The 15,504-nt window shown below is 66.1% G+C and carries 13 protein-coding genes and 1 pseudogene; 7 read left to right on the top strand and 7 right to left on the bottom strand.

From position 1 onward, the window contains the following. Positions 1–264, bottom strand: a complete 264-nt coding sequence (locus ABZX11_RS29640; protein ID WP_354918965.1) for a tyrosine-type recombinase/integrase — start codon at positions 262–264, stop codon at positions 1–3. Positions 265–477: 213 nt separating this feature from the next. Between ABZX11_RS29640 and ABZX11_RS29635 the strand changes: the two are divergent. Then, positions 478–960 (top strand): annotated as a pseudogene (locus tag ABZX11_RS29635) (winged helix-turn-helix domain-containing protein); the annotation flags it as partial. An 88-nt stretch (positions 961–1,048) separates the two neighbouring features. Then, entirely contained in the window at positions 1,049–1,228 is a 180-nt protein-coding gene (locus ABZX11_RS29630) for a hypothetical protein (protein WP_354919125.1), read from the top strand. Positions 1,229–2,028: 800 nt separating this feature from the next. Here ABZX11_RS29630 and ABZX11_RS29625 read toward each other — a convergent pair. After that, positions 2,029–3,474 (bottom strand): AAA family ATPase, encoded by a 1,446-nt coding sequence (locus ABZX11_RS29625; protein ID WP_354918962.1) that lies wholly within the window; start codon positions 3,472–3,474, stop codon positions 2,029–2,031. A 1,246-nt stretch (positions 3,475–4,720) separates the two neighbouring features. Between ABZX11_RS29625 and ABZX11_RS29620 the strand changes: the two genes are divergently transcribed. The 4 genes from ABZX11_RS29620 (at position 4,721) to ABZX11_RS29605 (ending at position 8,392) form a co-directional block, all read left to right on the top strand. After that, a complete protein-coding gene (locus ABZX11_RS29620) occupies positions 4,721–5,461 on the top strand; it encodes a hypothetical protein (protein ID WP_354918959.1) in 741 nt (246 codons plus the stop codon). 142 nt (positions 5,462–5,603) lie between these two features. Next, on the top strand, positions 5,604–6,398 hold the full coding sequence (locus ABZX11_RS29615; protein WP_354918956.1) for a hypothetical protein: 795 nt from the start codon (positions 5,604–5,606) through the stop codon (positions 6,396–6,398). 83 nt (positions 6,399–6,481) lie between these two features. After that, positions 6,482–6,991, top strand: coding sequence for a histidine phosphatase family protein (locus ABZX11_RS29610; RefSeq protein WP_354918953.1), 510 nt, complete (start codon positions 6,482–6,484; stop codon positions 6,989–6,991). 99 nt (positions 6,992–7,090) lie between these two features. After that, complete coding sequence (locus ABZX11_RS29605; protein ID WP_354918950.1) at positions 7,091–8,392, top strand: alginate lyase family protein; 1,302 nt, start codon at positions 7,091–7,093, stop codon at positions 8,390–8,392. A gap of 51 nt (positions 8,393–8,443) precedes the next feature. On the opposite strand, the gene ABZX11_RS29600 is transcribed toward ABZX11_RS29605, so the two are convergent. From ABZX11_RS29600 to ABZX11_RS29590, 3 genes are all read right to left on the bottom strand, one after another. Further along, positions 8,444–9,160: a trypsin-like serine protease gene (locus ABZX11_RS29600; RefSeq protein WP_176173555.1), complete on the bottom strand. Its 717-nt coding sequence runs from the start codon at positions 9,158–9,160 to the stop codon at positions 8,444–8,446. Positions 9,161–9,349: 189 nt separating this feature from the next. Next, complete coding sequence (locus ABZX11_RS29595) at positions 9,350–9,721, bottom strand: hypothetical protein (protein ID WP_254897490.1); 372 nt, start codon at positions 9,719–9,721, stop codon at positions 9,350–9,352. Positions 9,722–9,743: 22 nt separating this feature from the next. Further along, complete coding sequence (locus ABZX11_RS29590; protein ID WP_354918946.1) at positions 9,744–10,109, bottom strand: hypothetical protein; 366 nt, start codon at positions 10,107–10,109, stop codon at positions 9,744–9,746. Between the two features lie 445 nt (positions 10,110–10,554). Here ABZX11_RS29590 and lanKC point away from each other — a divergent pair, with 445 nt between their 5' ends. Then, positions 10,555–13,122 (top strand): class III lanthionine synthetase LanKC, encoded by a 2,568-nt coding sequence (gene lanKC, locus ABZX11_RS29585; RefSeq protein ID WP_354918943.1) that lies wholly within the window; start codon positions 10,555–10,557, stop codon positions 13,120–13,122. A 648-nt stretch (positions 13,123–13,770) separates the two neighbouring features. On the opposite strand, the gene ABZX11_RS29580 is transcribed toward lanKC, so the two are convergent. After that, positions 13,771–14,184 (bottom strand): thioesterase family protein, encoded by a 414-nt coding sequence (locus ABZX11_RS29580; protein WP_176173551.1) that lies wholly within the window; start codon positions 14,182–14,184, stop codon positions 13,771–13,773. Then, positions 14,178–15,458: a hydroxyacid-oxoacid transhydrogenase gene (locus ABZX11_RS29575; protein ID WP_354918939.1), complete on the bottom strand. Its 1,281-nt coding sequence runs from the start codon at positions 15,456–15,458 to the stop codon at positions 14,178–14,180. The genes ABZX11_RS29580 and ABZX11_RS29575 overlap by 7 nt, the downstream gene beginning before the upstream one ends. Between the last annotated feature and the right edge of the window lie 46 nt (positions 15,459–15,504).

Here is a 15,504-nt window from a genome sequence, read left to right as displayed (position 1 = left end):
TCAAGATCGGCTCCCCGGGTTATCCCCGGAATTGGGGTCCGACGGTTTATCCAAGAGCCCTTCCAGGGCCTTCGCTGTGATCGGGTCGACCGTCTTCCGGCCCAGGTAGGTGTCCTGGGTCATCGATACCCGCGAGTGGCCGAGGTGATCCGCGATCAGCCGCGTCGGGACGCCCGCGTCGTCCAAGGCGGTCGCCTTCGTCTTCCGGAAGTTGTGCGACGTGAGCCACAGGAAGTCGTCCGATCCCCGGACCTCACGAAGCACTCGGAGGACATTGTTCGGGTCCCGCAGGGTGCCGGTCGTGCTGCCGAAGATCGGGCTCGCCAGAGGTCAGCCATCCGCCTTCGCCTCAGCCCACCGCCGCTCCAGCAGAGCCAGCGCCCAGGAGGGTAGGGGGAGTGCGCGCATGCTCGATTCCGTCTTCGGCCGAGGTTTGCGGAGCAGGCCCTCACTTTGACCCGGACGACCGTGTGCGTGATGTCCACCGTGCCCTCGACGAAGTCGACGTCCTCCCAGAACGTCGCCAGCGCCTCGCCGACCCGGACACCAGCAGCCATCATGAAGCGCGAGAGGTCAGGAGGTCCCACCGTTGCGCCTTCTCGTTGGCCTCAACCCGCGCCAGCCACTTCGTGCGCTCCTCCGCGTCCAAGGGCCCGAGGCTTCTTCTTGCTCTTCGGAATACGGCGGGTGTCCCGCGTCGGGTTGCGTGACCGCCGACGACCAGGAGGAGACATGTCAGAGCTGCTGTTCGGCGACCACCCGGAGTTCCCGGACAACGACGAGCCTCGCTATAAGCAGATCGCGAAGGAGTACCGGGCCCGGATCACCAGCGGCGAGCTGCAGGATGCGGAGAAGCTGCCGAGCGAGGCTCAGCTCTGCGAGATCCACGACGTTTCACCGATCACCGCGCGCGCGGCGATGCGTCTGCTGCGGGAGTGGGGCTTCGCGAACGGCATCCGGGGCAAGGGGTGTGTTCGTCCGCCGCTTGTACAAGCGGACGCGGATTGCGCCGCTGCGCTACTTCCGAGGTCAGGAGGCCCGCACATACGTGCGCGAGGCCGAGGCCGCGAACGTCGAGATGCAGGTCGAGAACAAGACGACGGCGCCGGCCAACATCGCCGAGCGGCTGGGCATCAACGAATGCGACCCGGTGACCTGTACCCGGTACTTCATCCGGATGGGGAACCCTCCACAGCCGGTCACGAGCAGCCTGGCGTGGAGCCGCTAGCCATTACCGGCGGGACAGACATCGAGCTGCCGCACGAGGCTCCGCACGCCGACAAGGGCATCGTCGACCGGTTCTCGGCCATTGGGCACGAGGTAAACCAGTTTGAGGAGCGCCTTGACATTCGCACAGCCACTGTCGAGGAATCTAAGCCTCTAGAATCCCCGCAAGTAGGCCGGTCGTGCAGATTACACAGACTTTCCGCGTAGCTGACGGTTCGGTGCCGAAGAAGATCTGGCAGTAGAGACAGCTGACATTCTCTTTCCGGCAGATCGATATGAGATTCGATACGTCATGGATGTTCACTAATGGTGTGGGAAAATCGATAGACGCTAGCGTCAGTTGCATTCACTAAAGCCTGGCGTATTTGACACGTGGCTGCCGCAACGGAGAAGGCCGACCTTGTATTTACGGCCGCGGAACTTGATCCAAATTTTAGCCAGTTCTCGAACTTGTACAGTCGAAAGACGATTATGAACTAGAACAGGAAAGAAGTTTACAGTCTGCTTCGGTGGTACCCAGCTTGCTATAAGGTCTGCGCCGCCCTGGAGCTGCCCGCGTACGTGATCAACGCTAGCGCTACCCCCTTTGCCTCTAGGGCCATTGCGGTCAAGTCCACTTTGACTGCGGCCCACAGCAAGCACACGTCGCACAAATTACCGTTAGGATTATGAGTTTTTTGGAACTTCGTCCCTGATATCGCCAGCCACTTGCCAGAGTTCGGCAGCTTGATTGAGCACTTACCTTCCGTAAAGCTGCGTATCGAGCAGCAGGTGCGATGCAAAGCCGCATCGGCCGGAATCTCAATTTTCTGTCTCAAGTTGCCGATCCAATTCGACGTTCTCGTTGTATAGTTGCTCGGTAACGGTATCGAAGCCAGCGTCTGGTATCCCGTAACGAGCGTCGAGAGCAAGGCGTCTGGCTATAGTTCCACGGTTTCCCGGAACAAATGTGTAAGCGCCAACGCTGTCGCGCCTAATCTGTAGTTCTCTGTCAAACTTCAGATGGGCGACTTCTCCTTGAGATAAACTACCTGCAGCTAATGAATTGTTGAGCTGCTGGAGAAAAAATTCACTATGTGTGGTCATTACAACTTTGAGGCCAGCGTTCACTAGGCGCACAAGTATCTGGGCAAATGCAACCTGACTTGCTGGATGTAGATGCGCCTCTGGTTCCTCAATTATAAGTAATTCACCTGCGTGAATTATGTTTTTCAGGTATACCGCGACTGGAGCTAGCTCTGACACCATCGAAGACGTTCGTGTCAACGGATAGCTGCCATTCTTGGTGGCGAATACGAGTTCTGGCGAGTTCCCGCGACTGCTCCGTAGCTCCACTGAGCCGTGTAGCACTCCTCTTTCCAACTGGCTGGCGATCTTGCTGAACGGCCCCTGGTACGAGACGTCAATCTCAATCATTTCGCTGAGAAAGTCTGTAACTACCCCGCTCATTGCTGGTATCCGCATATCCTGCAGTCCTGCCCAGGAGGATTGCCGGATCAGGGTGCTCGCAATGACCTTATGTGACTGCATGATGCCGGATCGTGCGGCGGGTAAGTAACGCGTTCGGTTTGGGAGTGAGTAGAAGCAGGCGCGACGAGTCTCGATCGCGATCTCTCGTGCGATCATTGCCCGACTTGGCCCGAATCGTCCCCATCGGCGAAAGCCATGTTTTGCCATGAGTGACCAGATTGGTTGCCATTCCGGATGTTCGACCACAAAATTTGGCCCCTTGGAATCGATAAATATATCGATTTTCCAAGATGGCGCAGTGCTTCTTATGGTTATGTGAGCCTTCGTTGCGCGCTGCTGGACTCGGCGAAGCTCTAGGATTTCAGTTCCGAATACTCGCTCGAGTTCGTCTACTATGGAGAGGCAATAGGCGTCGAAAAGGCGTTCCACAATCTGGGTGATCGTCTCGCGTAGCCCGGGTGGCACATGATCGCCCTCGGCAATTTGCTCGAAAATATCTTCCTTGTTATTGCGAAACCCGACCGTGTCAACGATAAATGAGGCAAGGTCTCCCCAGTCGTCATCTGACGTATTGCTAGATCCAGAGCTTGATCCCGGTGAATAACGGCGGTCGAGGCGATAGTTTGCGACAGGCATATTGCTTGTCGAAAGACAAGCGTATATCACTGTTGCTGCGACGGATTTACCGGCATTGTTCGGCCCGACCAAGACAACGAGTGGATCTACTGAGAAGCTCGCCTCCTTTATTGGGCCGATGTTTCTGATGGTTATATCCACTAGTTCCCCTTTTGGCTTCTCGATGGTGGTCGATTTGCCAAGACTATACGAGTGTCGCGTGGTGGGCTACTTGTCTCGTGAACGATGTATCGACGCCAGCTTCCTTGATTGCGTTTTGCCGAATTTGGCTCTATGGGATCAAGGGCGCGCCGCCGGGCGGCGCGCTTGTCGCCTGGCGGCGCTGCTCACGTCGGCGACCACGCCGTGCCCGGCACGGCCGGCTCCGCTCCGCTCTGCCGACCGGCCGGGCGGCGTGGCCGCCTTTGGTGCAGTTGCGCAGCGCCGCACGCCGACGGCACGTCTGAGCCATTCAGCCAACGTCGAGCCTCCCTCGTCGATGAGTCGTACAACCCGGGTCGCTGTCAGACGCCACCGTGTTACGCCCGTTCGGCGGTAAGCACATCCCGAAGCTTGATCGTGACAACGGCCGGTAGCGCCGCGTCAAGGCTGGGAAGCGTGCCTTGACCCGACGCCACCGGCCGCGTGCTGGCTTCGTATCAGGATGGCGGGGGAGCTGTGGGCGGTAGAGTAGGTACGCGCGAGCTGGCAGCGAGAGCCGCGAAGAGGGCATGATCATCTCGCCGGTTTTCCCCCGGGAAACTACGCAGAACGACGAGAACCAGCGACCGACCATGATCGTTTGGCGCGGACGTCGATGCAGGTGAAGACTGGTATCGACAGATGACGAGAACTAGCCGCTGACCTGGGCTTATTCTCCGTAGGTTCTGGGTTCGAGCCCCAGGCGGCCCACCACACAGTCGTCTCCTTCGTCAGTGGAGTACGGCTGCACGACTGTCAGAAGCCCTGGCCGGCGCCGCCGTTGGTGAGCGCGCTGGCGGCGCAGTTGTACGAACTCTCATCACTAGCAGCGTGGTCGCCCGGCGGCAGGGTAGGTACGCCGAGGGCACGCCGTCGGTGGCCGGCTGGGTGTGGACGGCGTCCCAGGCCCCCGATCGTGTACCCGAACATTCGCGAAATCCGCGGTCGTTGTAGCTGCATCGGGTGAATTGGCGACGCATCATTCGAGACGCGCAAAGGCGATCTTGCCGACCGATTTCCCCTGGTCGGCGCCGTGGTCGTCGGGCTCGAAACGGCCCGATTTCGGCTAATCGGCCACGAGAGTGGGGTATTGCGCGACCGGGGAATGAGAGTGTGGTTATGGTGGAACGGCTGCGTCGGCGGCACAGGGAATCGGCGAACAGGCGGGATCGCGAACGTGACGAGCGGGACAGGGCGGGAAGGCGGCATGGTCAATGCCCGCCGTGCCCTGGTTCGTGCGCTCGTCGTGGTCGGCGGCGCTGCCGCCGTCTCCGCCGTCGCGTGGCTGACGGCCACGGCGTCGGCCAGCACGCTCACCGACATCACGAACGAGCCGATCGGTGCCGGCGTTCAGACTGCCGTGTCGGCCGTGAGCGACCCGAAGCCGTCTGTGCTGCCGCAAGCGGTGGAACGCGTCGATGACGTCGCACGCGGCCTTTCTGAGGCTGCCACTCGTGTTGACGTGCTGCACGCCCACGCAATCCCTGCAGTGACAACAATTCCTGCTGCCGTTCTCACGCTGACCGACCTGACGGGAATCCTCAAGTCGCCCGACAGCCCTGTCGAGCACGTCGGAAAGCGGCCCGCCGACCCCGTTGCCACCGAGTCGCACGACGTCCGGTCTGCGCCGGCGAAAACCGGCTCGCCGGAAGCGTCAACCGACCCCTCCGCAGCGCCTCCGCTTCGGCCTGCCGCGGCTTCCGTGCTCGGTGAGGCACACGCTGACCTCGGGGCCGACCACGGTTTGGGCGGGCTCGGCGGACGATCGGGTTTGCAGTCATACGTGGTCCCCGCGACGGCGGCATTCGCCGCCGGCGGCGATCGCGGTTGCGGTGATGTCGCTCAGCCCCGTTCCGAAACTCGCCTGCAGTCCTCGGGCCGTCGGAATCGCGTGCAGCAGCACGCCGTGGTGGCAGCGGAAATCCAGCCCGGCGTCACGCCGGACTGACGAACGGCCACCTTCGAACAGAGCCGGTATTTCGCCGGGCTCGCATGAGGTGCTGCCGGAGCGGTCGTGAATCTTACTTCCGGCTGCGCTGAACCTTCATCCAGAAATCACTTTTCCAGTATTCATCAAAGGAGTATTTGTCATGCGTATTCAGACGAAGCGGATCCTGCAGGTTGCACTGGCCAGCGGCGGGCTGCTGGCGGTCGGCTCCGGCGTCGCATCGGCCGAGTCCATCGTTCCCGGCGTTTCCGACGCCGTCCTGGGGCAGCTCGCCACGAACCCCGGGATCCACCACTTCGCGAACACGGTCAACGGCGCCCCCGAGCAGCTCCAAGCGGTGACCGAGACGACGGGCGAGGACCTGCAGCAGTCCGACCAGCCTCTCGCCGCGGCGCTGCCCGCCGTGCAGCAGCCGGTCGTCGGCAGCCTCGCCCCGGTCCTGCACGTGGTGCCGCTGCACCTGCTGCAGCAGGACGCCGTTCCGAGCACCGAGGCCGACGGCGACTCGCCCGAGCACGACCTCAACGCGCCGCTCGGCAGTGAGCTCTCGGCCACCGACCTGCCTGCCCTCCCGGCCGCCCTGCCGCTGGCGGCGACGGCCGACACGGAGCAGGGGCGCGCCACGATCACGCCGGTCGACGACCGGCTGCCGCTGCACGGGAACGTCTCCACCGAACCGCTCGACCCCGAGGCGGGCACCCGGGTCACCGGCCTGCAGGCCTCCGCCGACGCCGCGGCGCCGCTCCAGCAGACCGACGAGCGGTCGGCGACCGGGCTTCCGCTGGTCGGCGGGCTGGTGCCGAGCACCGGCGGTCTCCCGACGCTGAACGGGCTGCCCGACGTGACGCAGCTGCTCTCGCTGGGCGGGCTGACCCAGCTGGCCGGTAACACGCCGCTGACCCAGGGCGGCCTCACCGATGCGCTCAAGCGCGGGTAGCACCAAAACACCATGATCGGGGCCGGAAGCGCAGCTGCTTCCGGCCCCGATTTTGTTGTTCTGGAAACCGTTAGGGTGGCGGAATGGACGCGACCAGGTGGCTCATCGTTGTCCGGCACGCGAAGTCGGACTGGTCGGAGGGCCTGCCCGACCACGAGCGGCCGTTGGCGCCGCGCGGTCTCCGCGACGCGCCCAGGCTCGGCCGGTGGCTCGTGGAAGAGGGACACGTTCCCGAGCTGACGGTCTGCTCCACCGCGCGTCGCACGCGCGAAACGTGGCTGCGCGTGAGCGACGAACTCCCCGCGCCACCGCCCGTCGAATACGACGACGATCTTTACGGCGGCGACGTCCCCGAGTTCCTGAACGCCGCCCGCCGGACGCCGCCCGGCGTCACCAAGCTCGCGCTCGTCGGGCACGAGCCCGGGGTCAGCGACGTGACCCTGCACCTCGCCGGCCTCGGTGAAGAGACCTTGGCGGTCCAGACCAAGTTCCCCACCGGCGCCGCGGCCGTGCTCGCCACCACGGATCCCTGGGACGCTCTTCGCACCGCGCGGCTCGTCGCCTTCTTCCGGCCGCGCGACTTCGCCGGCTGACGGTCTCTGGTTTGGACCAGGCATTGCCTCGGCTGTGTTCACATGCGTACGCTCCATTCACTCACAGGTCTGTTGTTCATATTTGTGAATGGAGCGGACATGGTTTTCCGCCACACCGTCGTGGCCGCGCTCGCCGCTGTCGGCCTCGTCGCTTCGCTTGCTACGCCGGCTGAGGCCGCGTCGCGACCCACCGGCTGCGCTGTCCCGGTCATCGGGCCGGTGTGCGCGCCGCAGACCGCCGTCCTCGACGGCAATCAGCTGCTTCGCACGAAGTTCGCCGCGCTCGTCGGCGAGAAGACGTCCCGCACCGCGCTGAACAACCTGCTCACTGCGGCGAAGACCGATCTCACGGCGGGGCCGTGGAGCGTCACGTCGAAGAAACAGGTCCCACCGAGCGGTGACAAGCACGACTACCTGAGCCTGGCGCCCTACTGGTGGCCGACGACGCAGCCGACCGCGGAAAACCCGTGGGGTTGCCCCTTCGTGCAGCGCGACGGCCAGCGCAACCCGATCGTCGACGAGATCACCGACCACGCCTACCGCGGCCAGGCATTCGCCGCGATCTACCGGCTCGCGCTCGCCTGGTACTACACCGGCGACGCGCGATACGCCCGTCGCGCGGCGCTCGACCTGCGCACGTGGTTCCTCGACACGGCCACGAAGATGAACCCGAACATGAACTTCGCCCAGGGCATCCCGTGCAAGGTGGACGGCCGCGGCATCGGCATCATCGAGTTCTCCTACACGCTGAGCCAGGTCGTCGACGCCACCGCGATCCTGGCGACCGGTGCGCCCGGCTGGACGAAGACCGACCAGGCCGGCATGACCGGCTGGTACACGCAGTTCCTGGACTGGCTGCGGACCAGCAAGAACGGGACCGACGAGGCCAAGGCCCAGAACAACCACGGCAGCTTCTACGACATGCTCGCAGCGTCGCTCGCCCTCGGCACGGGGCAGCGTGAGCTGGCCGCGGCCATCGCGCGGGACGCCGGGCCGAACCGGATCGCGCCGCAGATCCAGGCCGGCGGTCTGCAGCCGCAGGAGACGAGCCGGACCCGCAGCTGGCACTACTCGGCGTTCAACCTGGTCGCGCTGACCCGGCTGGCGCAGATCGGCAAGCACGTCGGCGTCGACCTGTGGCACTACACGGCACCAAGTGGCGCGACACTGTTCGCCGCGGTCGACTTCCTGATCCCGGGAGCGACGCAGGGGCAGCCGGCGTGGCCGTACCCCGAGCTGGACTTCCGGCCGTACGCGGCGCTGGACGTCCTGCACGCGGCGGCCGACGCGGGTGATCCCGCGGCTCGATCCGCGTTGCCGCGGGTGCCGGTGCAGCCGGGCGGAGACCTCTACCCGGTGCGGCCGGCCGCGGAACAGCTCGACGACATTTCGACGTCCTGAGCGTGCGGAAAAGGGCCCGGCCTTTCGCGGCCGGGCCCTTTTCCGGCGGAATCAGACGCCCGCCACCTGCGAAATCCAGCTGCGATAACGCGTGATGTTGGTGTAGGCGGTGTTGTTCGACCGGTCGCTCGTCGACGCGACGCCGACCTGACGGCCGGAAGCGAACATCGGGCCGCCGGAGTCGCCGCCGGCGGTGATGCCGTTGACGCGGTTCGCGCACACCGCGACGCCGCCGGTGTAGTCGCTGCAGCTGATCGAGTTCACCCGCACGGTCGCGACCTTGAGGTAGCGCGACTGGCAGTTGATCTCGGAGCCGCACTGGCTGGTGGCGCCCCAGCCGTAGACGGAGACGTTCTGGCCGACCGAGACGTCACCGACGTTGCCGAGCGGCGAGTAGGTGGCGTTCACCGAGGTGGTGAGCCGGACGATCGCCAGGTCGGCGGAGCCGGGGTAGCGCGTGATGGTGGAGCCGGTGGCCGTCGTCCCGCCGCTGGACTGGTCCAGGCTGCCGATGCGGAACGTGTAGGTGCCGGAGCTGCTGACGCAGTGCTTGGCGGTGAGGATGTACTGCGGGGCGATGATCGTCGCGGTGCAGTTCTGCTGGCCGTTGACGAACAGCCGGGCCGCCCAGGGGCCGCTGGTGGCGGTGCTGCCGCCGATGATCGACGGCTGGGCCTGCGGGGTGCTGTCGGCGGCCGCCGGACCGCCGAGGCCGACGACGGCCAGCGCGGTGCTCGCGGCCAGCAGGACGAACTTGCCGAATTTCACGCTCACTCCTTTTCACGCGGGGGAGAACCGCGTGGGGAAAGCCGGTGGGGACCGAACTCGAAGATTGTCCGAGTTGCCGGCGAATGTCCGGAACCGACGAAAGTCGCCGGTGGAATCCGTATTTATTTCCCGGAGTGGGGTACGTGCAGTTCCCGTACTGTTCCGCGCTCGTGAGCGGGGCCGTCCGTCTTAGGCGGCGACCTTCGCCGGGGCGGTCTTCCGCAGCCAGTACAGCCCGATGACCGGCAGGACCAGCGGAATGAAGAGGTAGCCCTCGCCGTAGACCGACCAGACGGTCGGGTGCCGGAACGCGGCCGCGTCGACGAGGCTCAGCGTGCCGATGGTCAGGACGCCCAGCAGTTCGATCGAGCAGGCGACGAGGGCCACGCGCCACCAGCCGTCCCCGCGCCGGGCCAGCGCGATCGTCGCGACGATGTAGACGACCGCGGCGAACGCCGAGAGCAGGTAGGCGAGCGGAGCTTCGTGGAACTTGGTGCTGATCTGGACGCCGGCCCGCGACGTCGCGGCCAGCGCGAAGATCGCGTACACGGCGACGAGCACCCGTCCGGGGCCGGAGGCCGTTTTACGCTGTTGCTCCACTCCACACCTCGTTCAGTCGCAGCACCATCACCGGGATGGCCAGGCAGGCGATGCCGAGCACGACGGTGCTCGACCGGCTCCGCTCGGCCAGCGCCCAGGCGGCGCCCACGGGCAGCACGACCAGGCAGCCGATCAGGTAGGCCAGGTAGGTGGCCAGGCTGCCGGGCCGGTCACCGCCGGCGAGCAGCACGATCCCGATCACCAGCTGGACGACCAGCAGCGCCTCGACGGCCGCGACTCCGATCAGGAGCGGGTTGTCCGGCAGCCGGTTCCTGGCCGACTGGACGAAGCTCCAGAGCGCGACGAGCGTGGCAGCCACGGCGACCGTCACGGCGAATCCGAAGATCACCCGTTCCTCCTTCCGGTCCGCCGGTCGTCAACTTACTCCGTGGTACCGGCGGGTCTGTCCGGCGAGGTGCCGGGCGTGGCGTGGACCACCGCGGTGCTCCTGTGTTCTACGTCTGGGCCGACGAGAATGGCGCCTATCCCGAAAATCGATCACAAGCCGGTCTTGATGGCATTCTGCCAATTCGCTGGGGTCATTCGCGGCGTTCCATGGGTGGACCTGCGGAAATGGCGGAAAGATCTTCACGTTACACCACTATGGTGTGATGGTCCGACTGGACAAAATCACCCTGGGTTCGTCTATCGGCCGGTAGACGTCGTTTCTACTTACCTCGGATAGCCCAGCTGAACCGCCGGGTTGGCGGATTGGCCCAGAGCTGTTCGGCATGGGGGAATATCCTCGTCCCAGGACTGTGATGTCCGGGGGATCGTACGGAGGGGTATCTCGGATGGATCTGCGCCACGAAGCTTTTTGCTTCGCCGACCGGCTGTTCTACGACGAACAGCCTGAAAACGGCGCTCCGGCCGACGATCTCGCGAAGGCTCTCCCGGTGCCGGGCCCTGATTGGGTGACCACCGAACGTGGAGCGTGGCGCGAGCTACATCCCGAAGGCAGTGTTCTTCCTGCGCAGGGCTGGCAGGTCCATGTCACGGCTCGCCCGGACAACGCGAGCCGGGTACTTGCGCAGGTCTCTGAGTGCTGCCTCGAGCACAGAGTTGCGTTCAAGCACCTCCGCTCGCTGACGACTTTGCTCACGCGGAATTCGAAATACGCATCCGGCGACGGCGGTGTCGAGTTGGCCACCATTAACCCGGTCGACGACAGCGAACTCGAGCGAGTCCTCGTAGCTCTCTCAACGAGCTTGGAAGGTGAGGCGGGACCCGGCATTTCCGGCGCCTTGCAGTACGGCGACCACCCGCTCTATGTACGTTACGGCGGATTCGCAGACCAGTGGGTCGAACACAATGGCAGCCGCGTCCCGGCGGTTCGCAAGCCGGATGGACGGCTGGTACCCGAGAAGCGCGAGCTGACGTTCTCGGTACCCGACTGGGTCAAGCTGCCAGCCTGTTTGCGTAGCAGTCTCGCTGCGCGCAAAGAAGGTGCCCTGGCTCAGTTCCCCTACCGGACGGTGCGCCCGCTCCGCACCTCGCACAGCACGAGAATTTTCGTGGCCGCCCCCAAGACGGGCGGTGACCCGGTCGTCCTCAAGGAGGCCCGTCCGCACGCGGGTCTTGACGAGGCGGGGACCGACGCCGTCGAACGGCTACGCCGAGAGCACGAGGTGCTCGTCCGGCTCGCCGGTATCCCGGGTGTGCCGCAGGTGGTCGAGCTTTTCACCGTCTCGGAGCGCCACTACCTGGCCACGGAGTACCTGCCAGGGACCTCGCTGGCCGACTGGCTGTCCCGTAACTACCCGCTGACCAGCAGCAACTCGTCAACCGCTGACCTCGCGGCATACGCGCGGCGCGCGCTGGACATCGCCACACAGGTAGAGAAGACGCTCGCGGACATCCACGCTCGCGGCATCGTCTTCGGAGACCTGCACCCTTCGAACATCCTGATCGACGAGGACGACCAAGACCGCATCGCCCTGACCGACTTCGGGACGGCGTTCGACGTCGAGTCAGGCGATCGTCCCGCTCCGGGCACGCCCGGCTTCCGCGCGCCGGCCGACCGCAGCGGTTTCGAGGTCGACGAACACGCACTCGCGGCGTTGCGGCTGTGGCTCTTCCTCCCGCTGACGCCGCTGGCCGAGCTCGCTCCGGCGAAGCTGCGCCGCATCGCCGACTTCGCTCAACGCCGGTTCGCGCTGCCCGAGGGGTACGCCGATGCCGCAGTCGCTGTGCTGGCCCAGCGTGACGTCGATGCTGAACCCACCTCGGCTCACACGGAGCTCGACCACGACAAACCGGACTGGCCGCTGGTTCGCAAGCAGGTCGTCGAGGCGATCCTGGCCAGCGCCACGCCCTCGCGCCAGGACCGGCTGTTCCCGGGGGACATCGAACAGTTTCGCGTCGGCGGTTCTAGTTTCGGCGTCGGTGCCGCCGGTGTGCTGCACGCGCTTGACGTCGCTGGGGCCGGCCGCTTCCCCGAGCATGAAGGCTGGCTGATCGAAGCGGTCCGCCGGGAGCCGCCGACCCGGCCTGGGTTCTACGACGGCAGCTCCGGCATCGCCTATGTGCTGGAGAACTTCGGGTACCACGACCAAGCCGGCAAGCTGCTGGCTTCGTCCGCGCGGCTCGTCGAGCAGACGACCGACCATTCCCTGGAGACTGGTCTGGCCGGCATCGGGCTGACGATGCTGCACTTCGCGACCGTCCGCCAGGACAACGAGTTCGGCCGCCAGGCGCTGGCCACGGCCGTTCGGCTGGCCGAGGCGCTGGAGACCGCCGCGCCGCCGGGAAACTCGGCTCGCGCCGGCCTGTTGTCCGGCTGGGCCGGGCCGGCGCTGCTGTTCATCCGGCTCTTCGAACGCACCGGCGAGCCGGCCTGGCTCGCCTTTGCCGACCAGGCGTTGTGCCGTGACCTCGAAGAATGCATCGAAGCCGAGGACGGCTCGCTGCAGGTCCGAGACGGCGCGGCCCGCACGTTGCCTCACGTCGGTGTCGGCAGCGCCGGGATCCTCCTGGTTGCCGAGCAGCTGGCGCGGCACCGCCCGGACGCGGAAGCCTGCGACAGCCTTCCCGCTTTGCGGAAGGCGTGCCTGGGTGAGTTCGTCGTCCAGCCGGGGTTGCTCGCCGGACGGTGCGGGCTGGCGGTTGCGCTGGCTGCGAGTCCGGGCGCGGAACTCCCGAACCGTTCGGCGGCGATCGATCAACACCTGGCGTGGTTGGCTTGGTACGCGGTGCCGTACAAGGGCGGCCTCGCGTTTCCGGGCACCCGGCTGCTGCGCCTGTCGATGGACGTCAAGACCGGCAGTGCGGGGGTCCTCCTTTCTCTGGCTTCGCTCTTCGACGGTAAGGAAGCACTGCCCTTTTTGGGCGGTACGCAGTCTTCGCCGTCTATCGGTCGCTGACTGGAACCACCGCGGCGGCCGGTGCAAGCAACCGGCCGGCTGGGGTCGGCGGCGGCCGCTCTCGGTGGTGGTGCGGCCCGCCGGCGGGGCGCCTTCCGGCGACGGGCCGCGACCACTACCTGGCCGCCTCCGGCGGGTTCCGGTCGTCGGCGGGGCGCCTTCCGGCGACGAATCCGTGAAACCACCAGGCCACACACGGCGGTGGCGCGTCCGCCCCCGGGGCGTCTGCCGAGAGCGGACGCGCGACCACCAACTTCTTCGGCCCACTTCGAGTTCGGGTGCCGCGACCGCCGGCGGGACGCCTGCCGGCGGCGGTCGGGGGACCACACTCGAGCCGCCCCCTCACCACTCTGCCGCCGCAACCGGACCGACTCCTAGGCCGCCGTCCGTGTTACCTGCCGATCCGGTGAGCAATCAGCTCGTCCACTGTGGACCTTTCCTGTGCGCTTTCCAGCTTATCGCCGCCGAAGGGGCGGGGAACCCCTCGACGGGAATCTGTGGATAACTGGCCGATGATCGTGGCGGTTGTGGACAACTCGGGCCGATCGGCCGGTTCTGTCGGTGCCGTGATGCATCATCGGAAGCACGGGAGAAACACGGCCCGGAAGCGACACCGTCGGAAAGGAGGTGACACGGCGGCGGTGCACGTCATCCGGGTTGCAGTGCCTCCAGTGCCTCGCGCAGCTTGCCGGAGACCGGTGTCGGCCGGCGGGACTCGCGGTCGACGAAGACGTGGACGAAGTGTCCTTCGGCGACCAGGGACTCGTCGGCCGCATACATCCCGATCTCGTAGCGGACGCTGGACTTCCCGAGGTGCGCGACCCGCAACCCGACCCTCAGCGAACCAGGAAAGGACACCGATGAGTGATACCCGCAGTGCGACTCGACGCACAGCCCGATCACCGCCCCGGTTTCGATGTCGAGGCCGCCCTGCTCGATGAGCCACGTGTTGATCACGGTGTCCATCAGCGAGTAGTGGACCACGTTGTTCACGTGCCCGTAGACGTCGTTGTCCTTCCAGCGCAACGGGACCGTCTGCCAGTGCGGGTAGCCGCTCACCACAGCGACACCGAATCGCGCAGGATCTCCGACAGGTCGTCCGCGGACGCCTCGCGCGGTGCGGTGGCCAGCAGGCGCTGCTGCTTCAGCGTTCCCTCGACGAGGGAGTCCACATCGGACTCCGTGTAGCCGACGGCACCGATGCCGTCCGGGATGCCGATCTGCCGCATCAGGTCGATCAGCACCGCGGGCAGGTGGTCGGCGAAGTCGCCGGGCCACTCGAAGTCGGGCGCCAGGAGGCGGGCGACGCGCAGGTGGCGGTCCGGGGCCGCGTCGAAGGTGAAGCGGAACGCGGCGGGCGCGGTCAGCGAGACGGCCATGCCGTGCGGGACCATGGGTTCTTCGCCCGGGTAACCCTCCGGGTGGAAATCCCTGACCTGGCCGGCGATCGGATAGGCGTTCGCGTGCGGGATGTGCACGCCGGCGTTGCCGAAGCCGAGACCGGCGAACGTCGCGGCCAGGGCCATGGCCTCGCGGGCCTTGAGGTCGGAACCGTCGCGCACGGCAGCCGGGAGGGCCCACGACAACAGCCTGAGGGACTGCTCGGCGAACATGTCGGCCAGCGGGTTCGAGCCGCAGTACGGCACGCGCTGCTCCGGGCGCTTGCGCTCGAACTCGGTGTACGGCTTGGCGGTGTAGCTCTCCGCGGCGTGGCAGAGGATGTCCATGCCGCTGGCGGCCGTCACTCCGGGCGGCTGGCTGACGGTGAGCCGTGGGTCGACGACGGCCAGGGTCGGGCGCAGCCGCAGGTGGCTGATCCCGCTCTTGACGCGCAGCGACAGCACGTCGAGGACGCAGACCGTGGTGCTCTCGGAGCCCGTGCCGGTCGTGGTGGGTACCGCGACCAGGGGCTTGAGCGGGCGGTCCGGTGCGCGGCCGCCGCCGACGGGGGCGTTGACGTAGTCCATCAGGTCGCCATCGTTGCTCGTCAGGAGGTTCGCTGCCTTGGCCGTGTCGATGGCCGACCCGCCGCCGACGGCGACGAAGGCGTCGTACGGGCCTGTTCCGCGGGCGAAGTCGACCGCCTTCTGCATGCTGACGTCGGTGGGCTCGACGTGGACGCCGTCGAAGATCTCGGTGTCGATGCCGTAGCTCGCTATCCCGTCCGCGATGCGGCGGGGCCAGCCGGTCTCGGCGACCTGCGGGTCCGTCACGACGAGCACGCGGTGCGCGCCGTACTGGGTCAGGTCGTAGCCGATCTCGTCGCTGGCGCCGGTGCCGTACTTCAGCGCCGGTGCGCCATAAGTAAAAACAGTTTCATGTTCGGTCGCGGCCAAGTCGGTGGTCCTCGCTCCCTTGATCGGCTAGCAGTCGGTCAAAGCG

This window comes from Amycolatopsis sp. NPDC004169, from assembly GCF_040610315.1.
Taxonomy (GTDB): domain Bacteria; phylum Actinomycetota; class Actinomycetes; order Mycobacteriales; family Pseudonocardiaceae; genus Amycolatopsis.
The sequence above is the reverse complement of the archived record's forward strand: the minus strand, read 5'-3'. Positions and strand labels throughout refer to the sequence as shown.